At 73.9% G+C, this 19,447-nt stretch carries 19 protein-coding genes; 5 read left to right on the top strand and 14 right to left on the bottom strand.

The features are described 5' to 3' along the window. The 4 genes from AC13HU_RS09550 to ykgO all read right to left on the bottom strand — a co-directional run. The coding region (locus tag AC13HU_RS09550; RefSeq protein WP_483041346.1) for a class I SAM-dependent methyltransferase at positions 1-610 on the bottom strand (610 nt) is incomplete at its 3' end. Between the two features lie 64 nt (positions 611-674). After that, positions 675-1,175 carry a GNAT family N-acetyltransferase gene (locus AC13HU_RS09545; RefSeq protein WP_483041345.1) on the bottom strand — a complete coding sequence of 167 codons (501 nt, stop codon included), beginning with the start codon at positions 1,173-1,175 and terminating at the stop codon, positions 675-677. A gap of 128 nt (positions 1,176-1,303) precedes the next feature. Continuing rightward, entirely contained in the window at positions 1,304-1,963 is a 660-nt protein-coding gene (locus AC13HU_RS09540; RefSeq protein ID WP_483041344.1) for a double zinc ribbon domain-containing protein, read from the bottom strand. A 357-nt stretch (positions 1,964-2,320) separates the two neighbouring features. Beyond that, positions 2,321-2,443 carry a type B 50S ribosomal protein L36 gene (gene ykgO, locus AC13HU_RS09535; protein WP_328461145.1) on the bottom strand — a complete coding sequence of 41 codons (123 nt, stop codon included), beginning with the start codon at positions 2,441-2,443 and terminating at the stop codon, positions 2,321-2,323. 105 nt (positions 2,444-2,548) lie between these two features. Between ykgO and AC13HU_RS09530 the strand changes: the two genes are divergently transcribed. Further along, positions 2,549-2,869, top strand: a complete 321-nt coding sequence (locus AC13HU_RS09530) for a hypothetical protein (protein WP_483041343.1) — start codon at positions 2,549-2,551, stop codon at positions 2,867-2,869. A gap of 215 nt (positions 2,870-3,084) precedes the next feature. On the opposite strand, the gene AC13HU_RS09525 is transcribed toward AC13HU_RS09530, so the two are convergent. Next, a complete protein-coding gene (locus AC13HU_RS09525) occupies positions 3,085-3,735 on the bottom strand; it encodes a TetR/AcrR family transcriptional regulator (protein ID WP_483041342.1) in 651 nt (216 codons plus the stop codon). A gap of 195 nt (positions 3,736-3,930) precedes the next feature. On the opposite strand from AC13HU_RS09525, the gene AC13HU_RS09520 reads away from it, so the two are divergent. Further along, positions 3,931-4,653 (top strand): SDR family NAD(P)-dependent oxidoreductase, encoded by a 723-nt coding sequence (locus tag AC13HU_RS09520; RefSeq protein ID WP_483041341.1) that lies wholly within the window; start codon positions 3,931-3,933, stop codon positions 4,651-4,653. Between the two features lie 48 nt (positions 4,654-4,701). On the opposite strand, the gene AC13HU_RS09515 is transcribed toward AC13HU_RS09520, so the two are convergent. Continuing rightward, positions 4,702-5,670 (bottom strand): LysR family transcriptional regulator ArgP, encoded by a 969-nt coding sequence (locus AC13HU_RS09515; RefSeq protein WP_483041340.1) that lies wholly within the window; start codon positions 5,668-5,670, stop codon positions 4,702-4,704. Between the two features lie 159 nt (positions 5,671-5,829). On the opposite strand from AC13HU_RS09515, the gene AC13HU_RS09510 reads away from it, so the two are divergent. After that, complete coding sequence (locus AC13HU_RS09510) at positions 5,830-6,441, top strand: LysE/ArgO family amino acid transporter (RefSeq protein ID WP_483041339.1); 612 nt, start codon at positions 5,830-5,832, stop codon at positions 6,439-6,441. 54 nt (positions 6,442-6,495) lie between these two features. Here the strand turns inward: AC13HU_RS09510 and AC13HU_RS09505 are convergent, their stop codons facing one another. Next, a complete protein-coding gene (locus AC13HU_RS09505; RefSeq protein WP_483041338.1) occupies positions 6,496-8,631 on the bottom strand; it encodes a SpoIIE family protein phosphatase in 2,136 nt (711 codons plus the stop codon). 280 nt (positions 8,632-8,911) lie between these two features. On the opposite strand from AC13HU_RS09505, the gene AC13HU_RS09500 reads away from it, so the two are divergent. Next, on the top strand, positions 8,912-9,754 hold the full coding sequence (locus AC13HU_RS09500; protein ID WP_483041337.1) for an aldo/keto reductase: 843 nt from the start codon (positions 8,912-8,914) through the stop codon (positions 9,752-9,754). A gap of 29 nt (positions 9,755-9,783) precedes the next feature. On the opposite strand, the gene AC13HU_RS09495 is transcribed toward AC13HU_RS09500, so the two are convergent. The 7 genes from AC13HU_RS09495 to AC13HU_RS09465 form a co-directional block, all read right to left on the bottom strand. Further along, positions 9,784-10,305 carry a GAF domain-containing protein gene (locus tag AC13HU_RS09495; RefSeq protein ID WP_483041348.1) on the bottom strand — a complete coding sequence of 174 codons (522 nt, stop codon included), beginning with the start codon at positions 10,303-10,305 and terminating at the stop codon, positions 9,784-9,786. Positions 10,306-10,346: 41 nt separating this feature from the next. Next, on the bottom strand, positions 10,347-11,189 hold the full coding sequence (locus AC13HU_RS09490) for a S8 family peptidase (protein WP_483041336.1): 843 nt from the start codon (positions 11,187-11,189) through the stop codon (positions 10,347-10,349). Between the two features lie 80 nt (positions 11,190-11,269). Then, positions 11,270-14,854, bottom strand: coding sequence for an adenylate/guanylate cyclase domain-containing protein (locus tag AC13HU_RS09485; protein WP_483041335.1), 3,585 nt, complete (start codon positions 14,852-14,854; stop codon positions 11,270-11,272). 33 nt (positions 14,855-14,887) lie between these two features. Further along, positions 14,888-15,067, bottom strand: coding sequence for an aroma-sacti cluster domain-containing protein (locus tag AC13HU_RS09480; protein WP_483041347.1), 180 nt, complete (start codon positions 15,065-15,067; stop codon positions 14,888-14,890). A 98-nt stretch (positions 15,068-15,165) separates the two neighbouring features. Beyond that, positions 15,166-15,879, bottom strand: coding sequence for an iron-containing redox enzyme family protein (locus AC13HU_RS09475; RefSeq protein WP_483041334.1), 714 nt, complete (start codon positions 15,877-15,879; stop codon positions 15,166-15,168). Next, the gene (locus tag AC13HU_RS09470; RefSeq protein ID WP_483041333.1) at positions 15,876-17,006 is read right to left on the bottom strand and encodes a radical SAM protein; all 1,131 of its coding nucleotides are present in this window, start codon (positions 17,004-17,006) and stop codon (positions 15,876-15,878) included. The genes AC13HU_RS09475 and AC13HU_RS09470 overlap by 4 nt, the downstream gene beginning before the upstream one ends. Before the next feature lie 145 nt (positions 17,007-17,151). Continuing rightward, positions 17,152-19,002: an AfsR/SARP family transcriptional regulator gene (locus tag AC13HU_RS09465; RefSeq protein ID WP_483041332.1), complete on the bottom strand. Its 1,851-nt coding sequence runs from the start codon at positions 19,000-19,002 to the stop codon at positions 17,152-17,154. Positions 19,003-19,267: 265 nt separating this feature from the next. Between AC13HU_RS09465 and AC13HU_RS09460 the strand changes: the two genes are divergently transcribed. Beyond that, positions 19,268-19,432: a hypothetical protein gene (locus AC13HU_RS09460; RefSeq protein WP_483041331.1), complete on the top strand. Its 165-nt coding sequence runs from the start codon at positions 19,268-19,270 to the stop codon at positions 19,430-19,432. Positions 19,433-19,447 lie beyond the last annotated feature (15 nt).

Raw genomic sequence — 19,447 nt, 5'->3', positions numbered from 1 at the left:
GACCGACCCAGTCGTCGGCGCTCACCGTCGCCTCCCACCGGTATTGGCGGACCTCGATCGGCTCGAACTCCGCGATCGGCTCGTATGGTTCGCCCTGCGTCTGGAGCGGCATATAGCTGTGCGTCCTCGCCTGCGGCGCGTGCGCGTCGTAGACGCGCCGGAAGAGCGCATCGTGGTCGTCCGCGAGGAGCTGATAGCTCCAGAACAGCGCGAGCGTGCCGCCGGGCCGCAGCAGCGCCGCGGCCTTCTCCGCTCCGCGGGCCGGGTCGATCCAGTGCCACGCGTCGCCACAGGTGACCAGGTCGAAGTCACGGCCTGCGGCGTCCCATACCTCGAACGCCCCTACCTCGACCGGCAGTCCGTGCCCGCGTGCCACGTCGGCCATCCGCTCGTCGATCTCCACCCCGAGCACCCGCATCCCCCGGCCGGCCAGCTCGACGGAGACCTTGCCGGTGCCGCAACCGATGTCCAGCGCGTCGGCGGGCGCACGCGCGACCAGGTCGGCCACGAGTCCGGGCGGCGGGGAGGGCCGGAACCGGTCGTACTGCTCGCTGACGGAGCCGAAGGACAGGGCACTGGTCCGGTCCAGATGATGCTGGGGCGACGTCATGGCGCCGAGCGTAGTCGGGCGCGGCGCGCGGCGGGAAGGTCACCAGGGTCGCCGCGGGAGGCACTCACACGGCGCGTTCCATGCAGACCAATTTGTCCCGCTCGTCCCACGACGCGGTGACGGCGAATCCGAGCCGCTCGTACAGCGCGATCGCGTCGGTCCGCCACTCCCACACCGACAGCCGCAGGGTGCGCACGCCGCTCTCCGCGGCCTGCGCGAGCGCGGCACGGATCAGGCCGGACGCGACGCCCCGCCCGCGGAACGCCTGGTCGGTCCAGAGCCGTTTGACCTCGGAGCCGCCCTCGGTCGGGACCGTCACCACCAGGCAGCCGACCGCGGTGTCCCCGCTCAGCGCCAGCAGCACGACGTCGGCGGCGAAGGCGGCCCGCGGGTCGGCGATCTCCGCCCGGTAGCGGTCCGGCAGGCCGTCCACCCCGGCGACGGCCTCGCCCTTCTCGGCCTGCGTCCGCAGGTGATAGGCCGCCAGCAGCCCGGCCGGCCCCTCCTGGGCGTGCGGGGCCTGATCAGGCCAGCGGACGACGGCAACCCCGTGTCGATCGGTCATGCCGACAGCATCACACGGCGCAGGTCAGGACCCGGACGGGCATCCCGATCCGCCCGCCGGCACGCCGGAGCACCGCCCCGGCGGGTGACGCCGGGGCGGTGCGGGCGATGCGGGCGGTGCGGGCCGCGTCAGCGGCGGGTGCCGCAGTCCGGGCAGAAGGCCGCGCCTGCCGGGAGCTGGGCGCTACAGGAGCCGCAGGTGTCCGACTGGGCGAGCTGGTGACCACAGCCGGGGCAGAAGGCCGAGCCGTGGGTCTCGGCATGGCACTGCGGGCAGACCAGCTGGCGCGGCGTGCCCACCGCGAACGACTGCCCGGCGTTCTGGCCGGCGCTGTAGGCCCGCTCCGAGACCATGTCGTTGAGGCCGCGCTGCTGGGCGGCGACCGCCTCGGCGGCGGTGTCGGGCGCGCAGGTCAGGCAGATGCCCTGTTCGGCGTTCCAGCAGCGGTTGCAGACGTAACTGGTGCAGCGCGGGCAGCGGTTGAAGTGGCCCTCCGCGGTGCTGATCGCCCGCTGGAACGCCGCGTCGCGGGCTCCGCCGTACCCGGCTCCGGCGAGGCCGTCGGCCGCGGTGGACATGCCGCTACCGGCCCGACCGAGCATCCCCCAGGCCGCGTTGACGCCCTTGCCGACCCAACTGGCCATCCGCCCGCCGGTGTACGCCTCGAACCGTGAACGCCACGTGTCGTTGCACCGGTTGCAGGAGAACTCGAACTGGAAACCCGCGCCCGTGCCCTGTTCCTGGCACAGATCGCGGTAGTTGTTGCTGAAGTAGATCTCCGCGGTCACCGGTCGCCCTCCCCGAGCAGCCTCCGGCCGGGCCCCTGCCCGCCGGTCATCCCCTACCGGCAGAGGGACGCCCCGTACGCCCTCCCGGTTCTGCGGGCCGGATCCGGCACCGCAGGCGAGCAATACTTTCCCACATCCGCGCGCTCACCGGCGCCCCTGTCCGCAGCTCCTCACAGCCGGCCCCGCCCCGGCCTTCCCACCGCCATCACCAGGCACTGACGACCCAGGCTTCGCGGTGGTACGCCGCCGGCAGGCGCGCGGGCAGGGTACGCGGGCGGGGCCTCCGGACAGCACGCGGCCGCGGCCGCCGGGACCCGATGCGGGTGCGGCGGCCGCGGCCGTCTCGACGTGGCGGGGTCAGCCCTGGCGGGCCTTGCCGCGCGGGTCCTTGCGGTTGATCACGTAGACCTTGCCGCGGCGGCGGACGATCTGGGCGCCCGGGCGGCCCTTCAGGGAGCGAAGCGAGTTGCGCACCTTCATAGCGGCGCCTTTCTGCTCGTAGTCTCTACGGTGCAGGGGCGACAACCGCGGCGCACGCGCGTTCATTCCGCGCGGGCGGGCGGCCCAGGAGGGGACGGCAGCACCTTGACCGACGCACCGCAGGACCGCAGCGGACACTCCGACCCGACGAACCACGCGGAGGCCACCGCAGACGACGGCCCGGACTTCTCCAGCCCGGGTTTCTCCAGTCCCGACTTCTCCAGCCCGGACTTCACCGGCCCCGGCGGCGACCGGATCGGCGACTTCACCCCGCCCGACTACGAAGTGCCGCCGTTCGAGGGCCCCGACTACGAGGCCGAGGACGCCGACGACCTCGTGCCCGACGAGGCGGGGTTCTCCAGTCCCGGTTTCTCCAGCCCGGACTTCACCAGCCCCGGCCCGATCGACGACCCCGACGACCACTGACCGTCCGCTGAACCTGTCACCCGGTTGGCAACCCGGTTCGGACCCCGGTTCGGACCCCGGTTCGGACCCCGGTTCGAACCGGGTTGCCGCCTGATCCGGCCCGACGCCGAACCCGGATCACGGTCCGGCCCGACCCACCGGCCGGGTCCCGCCCCGGGCGCCCGCGCCCGCCGAAAACCGTAGGCCGAAAGCCGTCTGCCGTAAGCCGTCGACCGTCAGCCCGCGGGCCGAACGGTCAGCTCGGCGATGTGCGCAAGCATCGCGTCGAGCGCCGCCTCCAGCGGAGCGGTCTCCCGCCGGATCTGGGTGAGCAGAAGACCGCCCTGGAGAGCGGCGAGAAGAGCGAGCGCGAGCTGGTCCGGGTCGGCGTCCCGCCGCAGGTCGCCGCGGTCGTGCATCGCCTGGATGCCCGCCCGGATCGCCGCCTCCCAGCGGGCGAAGCCGCCCACGAGGTCGCCGCGCGCCACGTCGTCGCTCTCGGCGAGTTCACTGGCCAGCGACCCGATCGGGCAGCCGCCCTGGCAGTGCCGCTCGCGTTGCAGGCCGACCACGAGATCGCGCCAGGCGCGCAGCGCCTCCATCGAGTCCAGGCTGCCCAGCAGCGGCTGCTGCGCGTCGAGCACGGCCTGGGTCTGGTGCGCGATCACCGCGCGGACCAGGGCGTTCTTGTCCGTGAAGTAGTGGTAGATCTGCGAGGTGCTGACCCCGGCGGCGGCGCGCACGTCGTCCGTGCTGGTGCCCGCCACGCCGCGCTCCAGCATCAACCCGGCCGCGGCGGCCACGATGCGCCCGCGGGTGGCGGCGCCCTTGCGGGTCAGCCGCTGCGGCGCCGTCGGGTCGGATATGGAGGGCGAGTCGATGCTCATGCGCTCAGCGTAGCGCGCCACGCGCGTTTCTGGAGTTGACACTCCAATCCTTGCGCGACAAGAATGGAGTCATCGCTCCAATCGATACCGGCGGCGATGACGTCACCGGCGGGCACAGCGGGACACCCGTGCGCCCCCACGGACAGCACGCCGCACACCACGCCGCACACCACTACAGAAACCAGGCGAATCACCATGGAGTTCGAAGGCCGCAAGGCACTGGTCACCGGCGGCACCTCCGGCATCGGCCGGGAGGTCGCCAGGCAGCTCGCCGCGGCGGGCGCCGAGGTCATCGTCGCCGGCCGCAACCCGGAACGCGGTGCGGCGACGGTCGCCGCGATCGAGGACGCGGGCGGCAAGGCGCGGTTCTTCGCCGCCGACATGACCGACCTCGACTCGGTCGGGCGCCTCGCCGAGGAGGCCGCCGACGTCGACATCCTCGTGAACAACGCCGGCGTCTTCGGCTTCGCCGCCACCCCCGAGCAGACGGTGGCGTCGTTCGACGCGATGTTCCAGGTCAACGTGCGGGCGCTGTACTTCCTCACCGCCGCGATCGCGCCGCTGATGGCCGAGCGCGGCGACGGCAGCGTGATCAACATCAGCACGATGGCCGCGTCGGTCGCGCTTGCCGGCAGCTCGGTCTACGCCGCCACGAAGGCGGCGGTGAACTCGCTGACCCGTACCTGGGCCGGGGAGTTCGGCAAGTCCGGAGTCCGTGTCAACAGCGTCTCCCCCGGCCCTACCCTCACCGAGAGCGCCCCGCTGGAGATGGTCGAAGCGCTCGGCGGCACCACGCTGCTGAACCGGCACGCGAGTACCGAGGAGATCGCCGCCGCGGTCGTCTTCCTCGCCTCGCCCCGCGCCACGTACATCACCGGTGCCACGGTCCCGGTCGACGGGGGCCGCGCGGTGGCGTGACCCGCCCACGCAGGGCCGGGCGGCACGGACCCGCCGCCCGGCACGGGGTCAGGCCGCCGGACCCGCGCCGGGCCGACCCACACCGGGCAGACCCGCGGCTTCCGACGTGGCCACGGCGGGCGACAGTTCGCGGGCGGCCGCCCGGTACACCGCGTCGGCGACGGCGGCCAGGTCGGGTGAGTCGAGCTTCCACTGCTGCCAGTACAGCGGCACGTCGACCGGGCGCCCGGCGGCGAGTTCGACGAGGGTGCCGGCCGCGAGGTGCGGGCCGGCCTGCAGGTCGGGGATCATGCCCCAGCCGAGCCCGGCGGCGACCGCGTCGAGAAACGCCTCGGACGACGGCATGTAGTGCCGCGCCCGGTTCGCGGAGCGCGCCTGCCGGGGTGCGAGCCCGCGCAGGAACCGGTCCTGGAGTTCGTCCTTGCGGTCGAAGACGATGACGGGGGCGGCCGGCAGCGCCTCGCGCAGCGGACGGTCGGCGATCCAGCGGGCGGCGAACCGGGGCGCGGCCCTGGCCCGGTAGCGCATCCGGCCGAGCGCCCGCACCGAGCAGCCCTGCACGGCCTGCGGCGAGGAGGTGACCGCGGCCATCACCCGGCCCTGGCGCAGCAGCGCCGCGGTGTGGTCCTCGTCGTCGCGGTGCAGGTCGAAGAGGGTGCCGCGGTCGGCGGCGGCCTCGGCGAGTGCGGGCAGGAGCCAGGTGGCCAGCGAGTCGGCGTTGACCGCGATCGGCAAGGTGGCGGGGCCGAGTTCGTCGCCGAGGCCGAGTTCGGCGCCGGCGTCCTGCTCCAGCCGCGCGAGCTGCCGCCCGAACCGGACCACGACCTCGCCCGAAGCGGTCAGCCGCACCGGTTTGGTCCGCAGCAGCAGCACCCGGCCGGTGCGCTGCTCCAGCGCCTTGACCCGCTGGCTCACCGCGGACGGCGTGACGTGCAGGGCCTCGGCGGCCGCCTCGAACGTGCCCTCGTCGACGGCGGCCAGCAGCGTACGCACCTGGTCCAGCGGAAGTCCGACCACCGACCGCACCCCGTTCCGTTCGCCGCCGCATCCGCCCGCGCCGGTACCACCGCGCGCACGCGTCCGGGCAGCCGCCGTATGTCGAGGGTTAAGAATTCCTCATGCTACCTAAGAATCATTAGCTGGCCTGTAGGATCCGCCCGCTCCTAGCCTCTGCTCATGCACGCAGCTCTCCCCGCCGCCCTGGCGGGCCTCGGCACCGGTCTGTCCCTCATCGTGGCCATCGGCGCCCAGAACGCGTTCGTGCTCCGCCAGGGCATCCGCCGCGAGCACGTGGCCGCGGTGGTCGGGATCTGCGCCGCCTCCGACGCCGTGCTGATCGCGGCGGGTATCGGCGGTGTCGGCACCGTCGTACGGCGCTGGCCGGCCGCGGTGACGGCCACCGGGTGGATCGGCGGCGCGTTCCTGGTGACGTACGGCGTGCTCGCCGCCCGCCGGGCGCTGCGGCCGCAGCAGCTCACCGCCGCCGACGGCGCGGGCGCCTCCGCCCGCGCCGCCGTCCTCACCTGCCTGGCGCTGACCTGGCTCAACCCGCATGTCTACCTGGACACGGTGCTGCTGCTCGGCTCGGTCGCCAACAGCTACGGCGGCGCGCGCTGGCCGTTCGGGGCGGGTGCGGTCACGGCGAGCGTGCTGTGGTTCAGCGGGCTCGGCTTCGGCGCGCGGCTGCTGCGCCGCCCGTTCGCCCGGCCCGGTTCCTGGCGGGTGCTGGACGCCGTGATCGCCGTGACGATGGTCTGCCTGGGCATACTGATGGCGGCCCGGGCGTAGGACGCCCGGCGCCGCGATCACACCTGTACGGAAACGGCCGCAGATCGACCACGGCTACCGGCCGGTCGTCGCCGGCGACCCGTCACCGGACCGCGCCTGACCCGAACGGCCGTGCTGCCGTGGTGCGTTGGCGCCGGGGTTGCGGATCTGGTTGATCGGGCGGAAGCCGATCACGGCGGCGTCGTCACGGCGGTTGCCGACGCCCGAGAGCAGTTGGGCGCAGATCTCCGCGAGCGTCAGGCCCTCCGCGCGGGCGGACTCGGCGATGTGCGCGAGCGTGGCCATGCCCTCGCCGAGGTCGGTGCCGGGCACCTCGATCAGGCCGTCGGTGTAGAGCAGCAGGGTGTCGCCGTCGTTCAGTTCGTGGTGCCAGGTGGTGCGGGGCATCCACGGTGCCACGCACAGCGGCAGGTCGGGGCCCGCGCCCTGGAGGTAGCGCGGCTCGCCGTCGGCGGGCAGCAGCAGCGGCGGCGGGTGGCCGGCGTTGGACCAGGCCACGTGCCAGCGGCCGCCGGGCCGCGGCACCAGGTTGGCGTGCACCACCGTGACCAGCGGCGCGATGTTCAGGCCGTCCACCACCCGGTCGAGCTGGGACAGGCTCTCGGCCGGGCTGTTCGGGTGGTCCTGGTCGTAGGCGATCACCCGGAGCATGCTGCGCAGCTGGCTCATCGAGGTGGCGGCGTCCAGGTCGTGGCCGGCGATGTCGCCGATGGTGAGGGTGACGGTGCCGTCCGGCAGCAGCAACGCGTCGTACCAGTCGCCGCCGATCTCGGCGGTCTTGCTGGCCGGCTGGTAGTGCGCGGCCAGCTCCGCCCCCGGGACGCGCGGGGGCGCCGACAGCAGGGCGCGCTGGAGGGTGAGCGCGGTGTGCCGGGTGCGCTGGAGTTCCACCGCCTGCCGCAGCGGCTCGCGCACCTCGTGCAGGATCTCGCCGAGCAGCGCGAGGTCCGCCGAGCCGGGCGGCGGGCTGTCCGCGCAGCCGGCCGCGCAGGCGAACGCGACCACGGCCGAGTCGATGATGATCGGCACCACGGTCAGGCTGGTGGCACGGGCCGCGCGCAGCCACTTCCTGGACATCTCCGACAGCACGCCGTCGGGCGGCTCGCCGCTGGGGAAGACCAGCAGCTTGGGGCGGCGGCTCTCGATCACCTGCTGGGCGACTGTGCCCACGATGTAGGGCTGGTTGCTCAGCGGGGGCAGGTCCGGCAGGCCGGAGCGGGCGGTGGCGGCCACCCGGACCGCGGTGAGCGGGCCGCCGACGCCGGTCGAGGGCAGCATGAAGACCGCGCACACGTCGGTCAGGTCCGGCACCACCGCCGCGGCGACGGCGGCGAACGCGTCCGGCACGTCGTCGGCGCCGGTGACGGTGGCCACCCGGGCCAGCAGCCGCTCGCGCAGCCGGTTGCGCCACTGGTCCTCGACGTCGGCGGTCGCGCCGATCCACTCCACCAGCGCCCCGCCGCGCTCGATCGGCACCGCCCGGGACTGGAGGTGCCGGTACTCGCCGGACGCGGTCCGCAACCGGAACGTGCACACGAACAGCGACGGAGTCCCCTCGGACGCGTCGGTCCAGGTCCGCACCAGCCGGGTCCGGTCGTGCGGGTGCACCGCCCTCAGCCACTCCTGGTCGATCACCGGCCGCCACGGGCTGCCGGCGAAGTCCTCGAAGCCACCGACCAGTTCGGTGATGTCGCCGTCGGGCTTCATCAGCCACACGATCTGCGTGACGGCGGACATCAGCGCCTCGTACCGTTGCAGCGCCTTCTGCCGCTGGCCGGAGAGCAGTTGCGCCGCCTCGACCGCCTCCACCTGCGGGGTGGTGTCGAACGCCACGGCCAGCACGCCGGGACCGAACCGGGAGACCACCGGTGAACAGCTGTAGACGAAGTGGCGGCGGCCGGGCGCGCCGGGCGCGGTGCCGTCGGTGGTGCGGGACTCGGTGACCTGGCGGGCGGCCCGGTCCCGGTACACCTGGTCGAGCATCTTCAGGAAGCGGGCGGCCCTGGGCTCGGTGAAGACGTCCGCGGCCCGCGCGCCCAGCTCCCGGGGCCCGAACAGGGCGCGGAACGCCTCGTTGACGTAGACCAGCCGATGCTCGTCACCGGTGGTCAGGGCGACAGCCACGATGGCACGGTCGAACACCTCTGGTTCGAGCTCGGGCACGCCCGTTCCGCCGCCGATCCGCCTCATCCTCCGATCATCGCCCCCCATGGCCCGTCGAGCGCGTCGAAAGGGCCGGCCTTCGCACATGTGACCGGTGCACATGCGACCGGTGCGGGCGCCCGGCAGAGCACTCCCCCGCGCGTCCTCGCGACCGGCCGGGCGCCGGCGGGCCGCGCCGCGCCGGTGCGCCTACGGTGGGTACCGGGGGCGGCACGCCGGCCCGGCACCGCGGCGGGCGGACGGCGGCCTTCGGGGGCAACCGAAGAGCACACCCAGCTCAGCCGACCACGCAAGGAAGTCGCGCACCATGACCTCAGCGCCCACGATCCCCGACATCACGCTCAACAACGGGGTGAAGATCCCGCAACTCGGCTTCGGGACGTACCAGATCGAGCCGAAGGACACCAAGGAAGCGGTGCTCGCCGCGCTGGAGACCGGCTACCGGCATATCGACACCGCCGAGATGTACGGCAACGAGAAGGAGGTCGGGCAGGCCGTCCAGGCGTCGGGCCTGGACCGTGCCGACGTCTTCGTCACGAGCAAGCTCAACAACGGCTTCCACGCCTACGGGGACGCGCTCACCGCGTTCACCCGCAGCCTGGACGACCTCGCCATGGAGTACCTGGACCTGTTCCTCGTGCACTGGCCGCTGCCCAAGGTCGGCGACTACACCGAGACGTGGCGGGCGATGGAGGAGATCTACCGGTCCGGCCGGGTCAGGGCGATCGGCGTGTCGAACTTCCAGTCCACCCATCTGAACCGGCTCTTCCAGGAGACCTCGGTGGTGCCCGCGGTCAACCAGATCGAGGTGCACCCCTACCTCATCCAGGACGAGTTGCGCGCGTTCGACGCGAACCACGGCATCGCCACCGAGGCGTGGTCCCCGATCGCCCAGGGCAGGGTCCTCGACGACCCGGTGATCACCTCGATCGCCGAGCGGGTGGAGCGCACCACGGCGCAGGTCACGCTGCGCTGGCACCTCCAGCGCGGCGACATCGTCTTCCCCAAGTCGGTGACGCGCTCCCGCGTCGAGGAGAACTTCGCGCTCTTCGACTTCGAGCTGACGCCGCTGGACATGACCCGGATCTCCTCGCTGGACCGCGCCGAGCGGACCGGCCCGAACCCGGACACGTTCAACTGGGTGCCGTGACAGGTCACGCGGAGGTCTCCGCGTGCAGGTCAGACGGAGGTCTCCAGCAGCCGTCGCAGGTCCTCCGTCATCCGCAGCGCGGCCGCGCGCCCGTCCCCGCCGAGGGAGCCGACGTCCGCGGGCCGCGCGCGGTCCACGACCACCCGCAGCGCGGCCGCCGCGTGCCGGGCGAAGAGCGCCAGCAGGTCCAGCTCGCCCAGGCTCGACCTGGACTGCGGCACCGGGTCGAGCACCTCCAGTACCCCCAGCACCCGGTCGCCGTGCGTCAGCGGCGCGGCCATCAGCGAGTCGGGCACGTACTCGGTGGACTCGGCGAAGTCCCGGTCGAAGGAGGCACTGTGCGACAGGTCGTCCACGACCATCGGCTCGCCCGAGGAGACCACCCAGCCGGCGATCCCGCTCTCGGCCGGGAAGCGCCGCCCGACCAGGAAGCTCTCGCCCTGGCCCGAGACGGCCTGGAAGACCAGCTCGTGGCTCGACTCGTCCAGCAGGAACACCGAGCTGGCCTGGGCGCCGAAGATCGCCCGGGCCGTGTCGACCACCGACTGCATCAACTCCTGCGACAGTGGATCGGTCTCTGCGTTGCTCTGTGTCACGAAGCACCCCTGATGCCCAGTTGTACGTTGGCCGCGGAAAGGTAGAGCGCGTTCTTGAGCTGGAAGGTCGTCATCCGGCGGTGCCGGGACAGGATGCGGGCGCAGAGCCCGGCGATGTAGGGGGTGGCGAAGCTGTTGCCCGTGGTCCTGATCGACGCCCCGCCGAGCCAGGCCACCTGGACGTTCTGGCCGGGGGCGAAGAACTCCACCGGGGGGCTCGGGTTGTACAGGTGCAGCTCCGGGTCGTCCTCCTGGTGGCTGCCCACGGAGATCACCGAGGCGAAGCGCCACGGGAAGCTCTCCACCGGTGTGTTGTGCGCGGAGGCGACGATCGCGGTGCCGCGGAAGTACGCCTCGTCGGCGAGGACGCGCAGTTCCTCGGCGAACTGCGGCCGCGTGGTGGACAGGCTCAGGTTGATCACGTCGAAGCCCTGACGGATCGCCCAGCGCAGCCCCGCGAGCAGGATGTCGCCGGTGCCGCCGAATCCCTTGCCCAGCACCTGCACGCTGTACAGCTCGCACTCCGGTGCCGTTCTGCGGATGATGCCCGCGCAGGCGGTGCCGTGGCCGCACGAGTCGGTGGACTCGGTCTCCACGACGCTGGTCCCCGACTCGTCCTTGCGGACCGTCCAGGCCCCGTCGACCCTGCCGATCAGCGGGTGGCCGTCCTCCACCCCGGAGTCGACGACGCACACCCGCACGCCGGTGCCGAGCGCGTCGGCCCAGCCCCGGTCGGGCGCCGGCCGCTCGCCGTCCGCGGCGACCAGCACGTCCTCGGGGCGCTTTCCGCGCAGACTCCAGGTGAGTCCGGGACCGGCGCCCTGCTCGGCGGTTCTCATTCAGCAGCCTCTCGCGTTCTGGCGTTGTCGCGTTCCGATGCGGTGGTGGCCGAGGGTCCGGTGGGCCGGAGGCGGGCGGCTCATGTCGGGACCTGGTGCCATCGGGCGGCGTGCCGCGCCCCGGGCAGGTGGCCCTTGGCCTCGAACTGCCGGGCGGCCTGGGCGGCGGCCCGGCGGGAGTCGTCCGCGCGGCCGGCCTGCCGCAGGACGTCGGCCCGGTCCAGCCAGGCGACCGCCAGAAGGACGGGAGAGTCGGTGCCGGCCGCGGTCCGTACCGCGCGTGCCGCCAGCGCCTCGGCCTCCTCGGCGCTGCCGCGGGCGGCGGCGATCCTGGCCAGCAGGCCGTCGAGGTCGGCGGTGTCCGAGGCGGCCTGGTCCGCGGCCGCCGGCTCGGCGGGCGCGGTGCCCGGGGCCGCCGTCAGCTTGGCCGCCGCATCGTCGTAGCGGCCGGCGTCCACCAGCAGCCGCGCCGACTCCCTGGCCACCACGCCCCGCAGGCCGTCGGCCTGCAGGCTCGCGGCGGCACTGTCCGCCTCGTCGAGCAGGTCGAGCGCCCGGCCGCCGTCGCCCGCCAGCGTCGCCACGGCGGCGGCGAACAGCGGCAGCACCACGCGGCCCTCGGCGTACCCCAGTTCGCCGGCCAGCCGCCGGGACCGGGCCAGGCAGGCGTGTGCGTCGGTCCACCGCTCCTGGAGGGCGAGCAGGACGGCCAGCGGGCAGTTCAACGTCAGCCGTACGGTGGGACGCTGCTCCCCGTGCTCGGCCAGCAGCGCGTGGCTGCGGGAGACCGCCGAGGGGACCGGCTCGGGGCCGCGCCACAGCGAGATGCCGATCGCGCCCAGCGCCAGGGCCCGTTCGGGCTCCGCGCCCGCCCGGCGCGCGTGCGCCAGGGCCCGGGACAGCAGGCCGTCGGCCGCCACGTGCCGGCCGTGCGACTGCTGCTCCTGCGCGATCCGGATGCACGCCCGCGCCTGTCCGAGGTCGTCGCCCGCGCTCTCGAAGACCGGCAGGGCCCACTGGGCGACGGTTCCCGCGCTACTCCCGTCCGGGGCCGCCGACACGGCGGCCAGGGCGAGGCGGGCGTGCGCCGCCTCCACCGGGCGCACCGCGTCGCGCGGTTCGGTGTCCGCCGCGGCGAGCACGTCCAGCAGCAGCGCGCGGCCCTCGTCCGTACGGCCGGTCGCCAGCAGTACGTCGCCGAGCCGCCGGGCCGCGCCCGCCCACTCGGGCTCACCGTCGGCGGCCAGCTCCACGGCCCGCTCCAGCAGTCCCGCCGCCCATGCCAGGTCGGAGCGGGCGAGCGCTCTGGAGCCGCTGTCGATCAGCAACCTGGCGGCGCTCAGCCGCAGTTCGTCGGTGTGGGGACCGAGGACGCCCAGCTCGGCGCGGTAGCGGTAGGCGCGTTCCAGGTGACCGGCCACGGCGGCGGTCCCCTCGGCTGACGGGACGCGCCGCTCGCCGCGATACGGCACGCCCTGCGCGCCGGCGTCCGTGCCGGGCTCCGTAATGGGCTCCGCGCTGCCCGAAGCACCGCCGGCCGAAGTGCCGCTACCTGAAAGGCCGTTGACCGCCAGGCCGTTGACCGGTGCGCCGCCGCCCGCGAGCCGGTCGGACAGCGCCCGCGCGGCGTGCTCGTGCCGCTCCGCCCGGGTCCGCTTGGCCATCGACTGGTAGGTGACCTCGTGCACGAGACCGCTGCTGAAGCGCAGCGGGTACGTGCCCGCGCCCGGCCGGTCCGCGGGTCGCAGCAGGCGGTGCCGGCCGAGACGGGCGAGGGCCACTCCGACCGGGCCGGGCACCGCGGTTCGCGGTTCCGGGTCGGCCGCGGGCTCCACCGTGTCGTGCAGCGCGCCGCCGGGCGCGCCCTCCCGGTCGCCGGCCACCAGGTCGGCCACCTCGTCGGCGGTGAACTCCCGGCCCGCCACGGCCGCGATGTCCAGCGCGGCGCGCTCCGCCCGGCCGAGCGCGCCGATCCGCGCGCCGAGCAGCGCCTGGAGCGTGGTCGGCAGGTCACCGCCGCCGTCGGGGCGGTAGCCGGAGTCCGGCTGCGTGAGGGCGGCGATGAGCTGTTCCAGGTAGAAGGGGTTGCCGCCCGCGGACTCCAGGACCTGCGGCGGCACGCCCGTACCGCGGCCGGCCCGCGCGGAGTCGGCGTCGGCGCGTGTGTCGGCGCGTGTGTCGGGACCGGCCTCGGCGTCGGCACCGGCCGGGCGCCTCCCGCCGTCCCAGTGCGCGCCGACCTCGGTCAGCGCGGCGGCCACCGCCTCGGCCTCCGCCGCGGTCAGGCCCGGCAGGGTCAGCGACCGGGACCCGGCGCCGCCCCATCCGGTGCGGCGGTCGACCAGGTCGGGGCGAGCCGAGCAGACGAACAGCACGCCGGACGCGGCGAGTTCGGCGCACAGCGCGGTGACCATGGACAGCAGCGGGTCGCTCGCCCAGTGCAGGTCGTCCAGCACCAGCACCACCGGCCGGCTGCGCGCGAGCACGGCCAGCAGCCCGGTCAGGGCGGCGCAGGTGTCATCCGTCGACGGGTTCGGCGTGCCGTCCTCCAGCAGCCCGGCCGACAGCACGGCCAGCGCGGCCCCGATCTCGTCGCGTTCCGTGGCGCCGTGCTCGGGCGCGGGTCCGCCGTCCCGCGCGGCGGCGAAATCCCGTGCCGGGCCGCCGTCCGCGGCGGGCTCGTCGGCGCACAGGCCGTCCGGCGGCCACAAGTCGGTCGACTCGTCGAGGAGTTGGCGTACGGCGTCGGCGAGCGGCGCGAGGCTGCCGCGCTCGCCGTACGGACGGCAGCGCCCCGAGCCGTAGTCGAAGGCGCGGCCGAACCGCTTGCGCCACTCGTGGATCAGCCGGGTCTTGCCCATGCCGGCCTCGCCGAGCACCGTCACCAGATTCGGGCCGCGGCCGTCCCGGGCCGCGACGGCGCGCAACGCATCGCGCAGCAGCGCCAGTTCGCGGTCCCGGCCGACGAAGGGCACATCGAAGCGGCGGGCGACCTCCGGCTCCTCCTCGACGACGGCGACGAGCCGGTACGCGGTGACCGCGTCCTCCTTGCCCTTCAGTTGCAGCGGCCCGACACGTTCGGTCAGGGCGCTCGCCCCCGCGGCCCGGCGGCTCTCCGGGCCGATCAGGACCTCGCCCTCGGCGGCGTTCTGCTCCAGCCGGGCCGCGACGTTCACCGTCTCCCCCGACACCAGCGCCTGACGGGACGACACGTCCGACGCCGTCACCACGGGACCGGTGTTGATGCCGATCCGCACGCCGATCCGGATGCCGAGCGAGGGCCCCAACTCGGTGTCGTTGAGCCGCTGTACGGCGTCCAGCATCGCCAGACCGGCGGCCAGCGCCCGCGCCGCGTCGTCCTCGTGGGTCACCGGCACACCGAAGACGGCCATCACGGCGTCGCCGATGAACTTCTCGACCGTGCCGCCGAATTCCTCCAGGCACTCGCGCATCCGCTCGAAGTAGCGCAGCACCACCGTGCGCAGCGTCTCCGGATCGAGCACGCCGGACAGCGCCGTCGATCCGACCAGATCGCAGAAGACCACGGTCACGACCTTGCGCTCCTCCTGCGGCGCTCCGGCCGTCGGTACCGCGGCGGGGGTGCCGCAGGATGGGCAGAAACGCGCCTCGGACGGAAGCTCGGCGTCGCACGCAGCGCAGCGCATGGTCGTGTCCCTTCCCGCTGGTCGTGGAGCGGCTCAGAAGAGCGCGCCTCCGGCGATCTCGCTGTGGGCCTGCACCTCGGGTCCCACCTCGTCCAGCCGCGCCTTGATGTCGAGCATCATCGACAGTTCCTCGGAACTCAGCGCGCGCAGCACATCCCGCTGCTCCTCGGTGAGTTCGGAGACGCCGAAGCCGTGCGACTCCAGCAACTCCAGGGTGTCGTCGGCCGCCCGGCCGCCGTTCCCGCTCTGTCCGATCCGGTTCCCGCTCTGTCCGATCCCGTTGCTCTCCCGGCCCTGCGCCGCCCCGTCGCTCATGCGGTGTGCGTCCTTTCGCTGGAGTGATCCGGCTCCGTTGCCCGGCCGATGTACGCGAACAGCTCCACGAGTCCGTCCACGGTGTGCAGCGCGCTCATCACGACCGCGTTCACCAGTGGCGGGTCCAACGGCAGCGCGTCGAGCAGGGCGAAGAGCGCCGCGGTGTGCCCGGTGTCCAGGTCGGCGTGGCCGCGTACCGTGCGCAGCGCCGCCTCGGGCACCCCGGCGGCGGCGATCCGGTCCGCCAGCCAGGGCGCGGGCGCGTTGCTCTCCAGCACGGCGATGTAGCCGAGCAGCGCGACGGGATGGTGGTGCTCGATCCAGTAGTACGGGGCGCCGGCCAGCCGGGCGACGACGGGCGGCGGCTGCCGGTCGAGGACCGCCGCAGGGTCCCCGCCCAGCGCGGCGATGTCGTCGAGCAGCCAGTCGTCGTGGCCGCGTTCCTCCTCGATGTGCTCGCGCAGGTACTCCGCGAACGGCTCGCCCACCGGGTCCTGCGGGCCGGCTTCGGCGCAGCGCCGCACCGCCCGTTCCATCAGCGGCACGGACGCGCGGATCACGCCGTGCATCGCCACCAGATAGCTGCCGTAGCGCGGGCCGAGTCCCGGCGACCGCCACATGGCCGCGGTGGCCGACCGCACCGCCGGCGCGGTCAGCCGCAGCCGGGCCCGTAGCGCGGTGCTCGCGGACACCGTCGTGGCGGCGTTCACCGTGCCGCTCCGGGCAGCGCGACCAGGTCCGCGTAGGGTGCGCAGCCGTGCCGCCGGACCAGCGCGACCGCGCCCGCCTCCGCCTGGCCGCGGGCCGCGTACCGGTCCAGCAGCGCGCCGGCGGGCCCGCCGCCGACCGCGGTCGCGGCGGCCAGCACGGCGGGTTGGTCGGCGACCGCGCGGCAGCCCTCGCAGTAGCCGCGGCGGGCGCCGGCCGGCTGGGCGGCGCCGTACCGGTGCAGGAGGTTGGCCGGGCCGACGGTCCTGATCATCCGCAGCACCGGCGAGCCGAGCACCCGGGCCCGGATCGACGCCCAGTCGTCCGTGCCGATGTGACCGAGCGTCAGGTGCGCGGGGGCGGGTCTGCGGTCGACGACCTCCTGGTTGCAGCAGGCGACGACCGTGCCGTCGGCCGCGACGACGGGCCACGCGGCCATCGAGCAGGGCAGCGCCCGCTCCGGATCGGGCCGTGCGGTGCTCGCGGTGGCCCAGGAGGCCGCACGGCCCACTGGGCGCAGCGAGTTGACGAGCATCGGGACGCGGTCGCCGAAGGTGCGGCGGATGTCGGCGGTGACGTCGGCGAGGTACGGGTCGTCGGTGCCGCTGCCGACCAGGTGGAAGCTGGTGGCGATCCCGGCGTCCAACACCCGCCGGATGAGGGCGAAGACGGGGGCGCGGCCGGTCTCGCGCTCGTGGAAGGCGTCGATGCTCACCGAGAAGTGGTCGACGGAGGCGATGGCCTGCCAGATCCGCTCGGGCACGGCGCCGGCCGACCCGTTCCGCTCGGGCCCGGCCGTGGCCGGTCCGGGGCGGTCCGCCCGGCCGGCGAAGAAGGCGCCGGTGAGCAGCGCGGTCCTGGTGCCCGCCGCGCGCGCCGTCGCGGCGAGTGCGGCGACCAACTCGGGCCGCAGCAGCGGTTCGCCGCCGGTCATCATCAGCACCGACGGGTGGTGTTCGGGGGTGAAGGTGCCGACGAAGGAACGGAGTTGGCCGGCGTCCGGCTCACCCGAGGCCATGCTGGCGGAGGTCGAGCAGTGCGCGCAGTGCAGGGGGCAACGGCCGGTGACGGTCAGAAGCAGGCCCGCGCCCGGAACCGGGCGCAGTGTCATCAGTTCGGCGAGTTCCATCACACGCTCCCTCATCGTCCTCCCGAAGTGTCGGCGGAGGCGGTTCGGGGCATGGGTCAGAAACGGTATGGGACCGGTAAATCCGCAGTTCACAGCCGTGGACGGGCGGGCCGTGGCCACCGCGTCCGAGCCGCCGCGCGGGGCTTCAGGCGGTGGCGCGGGGCAGCGGCTGCATGTGCCGCAGCGATTGTTCACGCGCGTAGACTTTTGTCAGACGCGGGAGTTCGTACCGCGCCGCGTGCGCGGTGACCTCGCGGTCCGGCGCGAGCAGCGCGCCCGCGTCCATCAACGACTCCAGCATGTGCAGGGCGTCGTCCTGGTCGCAGGTGAGCGCCGCGGCGGCCTGCCGGAGCGTGAAGGGCCCGTCCGGCAGTTCCCCCAGCAGGCAGAGCGTGGCCCGGTCCGCCGTGGACAGGTCCCGCCATCCACTCGCCAGCCGCGGCCGTACATCGGCGTCGCCGGCGACCAGTTCGTCCAGTACGGTCCTGCTGTCGGCCAGCCGGGCGGCGTACTCGCACAGCGGCAGGTGCCGCCGCACCGCGAGTTTCAGGCCGCTCACCCTGACCGCGAGCGGCAGCAACCCCGTTGCGGCGACGATCTGTTCGGCCGACTCCGGACAGGACCGCAGCCGTTCGTGGCCCACGATCCGGCCCAGCAGTTCGAGGCTCTCGGCCTGGTCGAAGGGCGCCAGCTCCAGCCGGTTCGCCGACACGAGCCCGGCCAGCTGGGAGCGTGCCGTGACCAGTACGGCGCTCCCGCCGTTGTCGGGTACCAGCGGCCGTACGGACGCCTCGTCGGCCGCGTCGTCGAGCACGAGCAGTAGCCGCCGGGGGCCGAGCCAGGCCCGCCAGGCGGCGGCGAGCTCCTCGGCGTCGCCCCCGGCCCGCAGTTCGGGGAGGTCGGCCGTCCGGGCCAGTTCGGCCACCAGCGAGGCGGCCGAGCGCGGGCAGCCGGCCGCGTCGCGCATCCGCAGCAGCACGCGGCCGTCGGGGAAATCCGCCGCGAGCCGGTGCGCGGTGTGCACCGCGAGCGCGGTCTTGCCGGTGCCGACCGGTCCGTTGAGGACCGTGAGGTGCCGTTCGCCGTCCAACAGGGCCCGCAGCTCCCGCAGATGCTGCTCACGGCCAGTGAAGTCCGCCAGGTCCTGCGGGAGAAGGGCACCGAGGACGCCGACTGAGCCGCGCGCCGCGGCCCGTGCGCCGAAGGGGGCGAAGGGGCCGCCGGGCTCGTGCGGACCGCCGTCGAGGATCGACCGGTAGAGCGTCTCCAGCGCGGCGCTGGGCTGAAGTCCGTACTCGACGGCGAGCAGTTGGCGCAGTCCCGCGTACGCGGCGAGCGCCTCCGTCTGCCGCCCCTGGTCGAACAGCGCGGTCATCTGGACCGCTCTGAGCCGTTCGCGCTCGGGGTGCCGTTCGACCAACTCCCCTACGGTCTCCGCCACTTCGGTGGCCCGGCCCTGCCGAAGCTCGACCTCGGCCCAGTCCTCGTAGACCTGGAGGTAGCGGCTGTCGAGGCGTTCCGCCTCGGATCTGACGGCGGTCGAGAAGCGCAGCTCGCGCAGCGGGAGTTCGTGCCACAGGCCGAGCGCCTCGCGCAGCATCCGGGACGCCGGTCCCAAGGCGCCCTGCGCCGTGGCCTCGCGGGCGGATCTGGCCAAGCGCTGGAAGCGCAGGGCGTCCAGCTCGTCGTCCTGCACCCGCAGCAGATAGCCGCCCGCGTGGTGCGCGAGCCGCTCGCCGGCGCCCACCCGGTCGAGGAGCTTGCGCAGCGCGGAGATGTACACCTGGATGTTCTTGCGTGCGGTGCGCGGCGGTCTGCCGTCCCACAACGTGTCGGTCAACAGGTCCAGTGACACAGGGGTGTTGGGGCGACACAGCAGCATCGCCAGCAACAGCCGCTGCTTGAGCGGGCCGAGCGGAAAGGGACCGTCGGCGGTGCCGACGGACAGAGGGCCGAGGACGGTGAGCCGCAGGCTGTCGTGCACTGGTTCGGCCATATCTGGTTTCACCTTTCCCACCGGCGGATCCGGGCACGGACCGTGAGCTGAGATGAATGACATCAGGCGGATGACTTATATCAGACGATGTCGCCCAGGAGAACCCGACAACTCCCGCACCGGCGGCGGCAGTTGCCGCCTCACCCCTGCCGAGCTGGGGCGATACCGGCCGCATACCGCGGATAGACCGGTTCCGAATTCGCCGGTCCTACCTTCTGAGACGTTCCGAACAACGCTTCGCATCCGCCCAGACGAGGAGACGATCATGGCTGACGCCGTCGACCCGACCAACGAGGACATCGCCCCCGAGACCGAGACCGACAGCGAGGTCGAGGCGCACTCCGAGGCCCCCCTGGACCTGCAGGAGATGGGCATCAGCTCGCCCGTCGAGGGTGCCGGCAGCACGGTCAGCCTCGCCGCCTGCGCCTGACCGGTCCGTGTGGGT

It is taken from the genome of Streptomyces sp. NH27 (assembly GCF_056859195.1).
This window is presented reverse-complemented; position numbering and strand designations above follow the sequence as displayed.

What these genes read in the sequence shown, in the direction of transcription:
- ykgO (WP_328461145.1), bottom strand. Translation starts at nt 2,443, where the DNA reads ATGAAGGTGCGCAACTCGCTTCGCTCCCTGAAGGGCCGCCCGGGCGCC.
- AC13HU_RS09465 (WP_483041332.1), bottom strand. Translation starts at nt 19,002, where the DNA reads ATGGCCGAACCAGTGCACGACAGCCTGCGGCTCACCGTCCTCGGCCCT.
- AC13HU_RS09500 (WP_483041337.1), top strand. Translation starts at nt 8,912, where the DNA reads ATGACCTCAGCGCCCACGATCCCCGACATCACGCTCAACAACGGGGTG.
- AC13HU_RS09525 (WP_483041342.1), bottom strand. Translation starts at nt 3,735, where the DNA reads ATGAGCATCGACTCGCCCTCCATATCCGACCCGACGGCGCCGCAGCGG.
- AC13HU_RS09520 (WP_483041341.1), top strand. Translation starts at nt 3,931, where the DNA reads ATGGAGTTCGAAGGCCGCAAGGCACTGGTCACCGGCGGCACCTCCGGC.
- AC13HU_RS09505 (WP_483041338.1), bottom strand. Translation starts at nt 8,631, where the DNA reads ATGAGGCGGATCGGCGGCGGAACGGGCGTGCCCGAGCTCGAACCAGAG.
- AC13HU_RS09485 (WP_483041335.1), bottom strand. Translation starts at nt 14,854, where the DNA reads ATGCGCTGCGCTGCGTGCGACGCCGAGCTTCCGTCCGAGGCGCGTTTC.
- AC13HU_RS09470 (WP_483041333.1), bottom strand. Translation starts at nt 17,006, where the DNA reads ATGGAACTCGCCGAACTGATGACACTGCGCCCGGTTCCGGGCGCGGGC.
- AC13HU_RS09510 (WP_483041339.1), top strand. Translation starts at nt 5,830, where the DNA reads ATGCACGCAGCTCTCCCCGCCGCCCTGGCGGGCCTCGGCACCGGTCTG.
- AC13HU_RS09545 (WP_483041345.1), bottom strand. Translation starts at nt 1,175, where the DNA reads ATGACCGATCGACACGGGGTTGCCGTCGTCCGCTGGCCTGATCAGGCC.
- AC13HU_RS09490 (WP_483041336.1), bottom strand. Translation starts at nt 11,189, where the DNA reads ATGAGAACCGCCGAGCAGGGCGCCGGTCCCGGACTCACCTGGAGTCTG.
- AC13HU_RS09460 (WP_483041331.1), top strand. Translation starts at nt 19,268, where the DNA reads ATGGCTGACGCCGTCGACCCGACCAACGAGGACATCGCCCCCGAGACC.
- AC13HU_RS09495 (WP_483041348.1), bottom strand. Translation starts at nt 10,305, where the DNA reads ATGCAGTCGGTGGTCGACACGGCCCGGGCGATCTTCGGCGCCCAGGCC.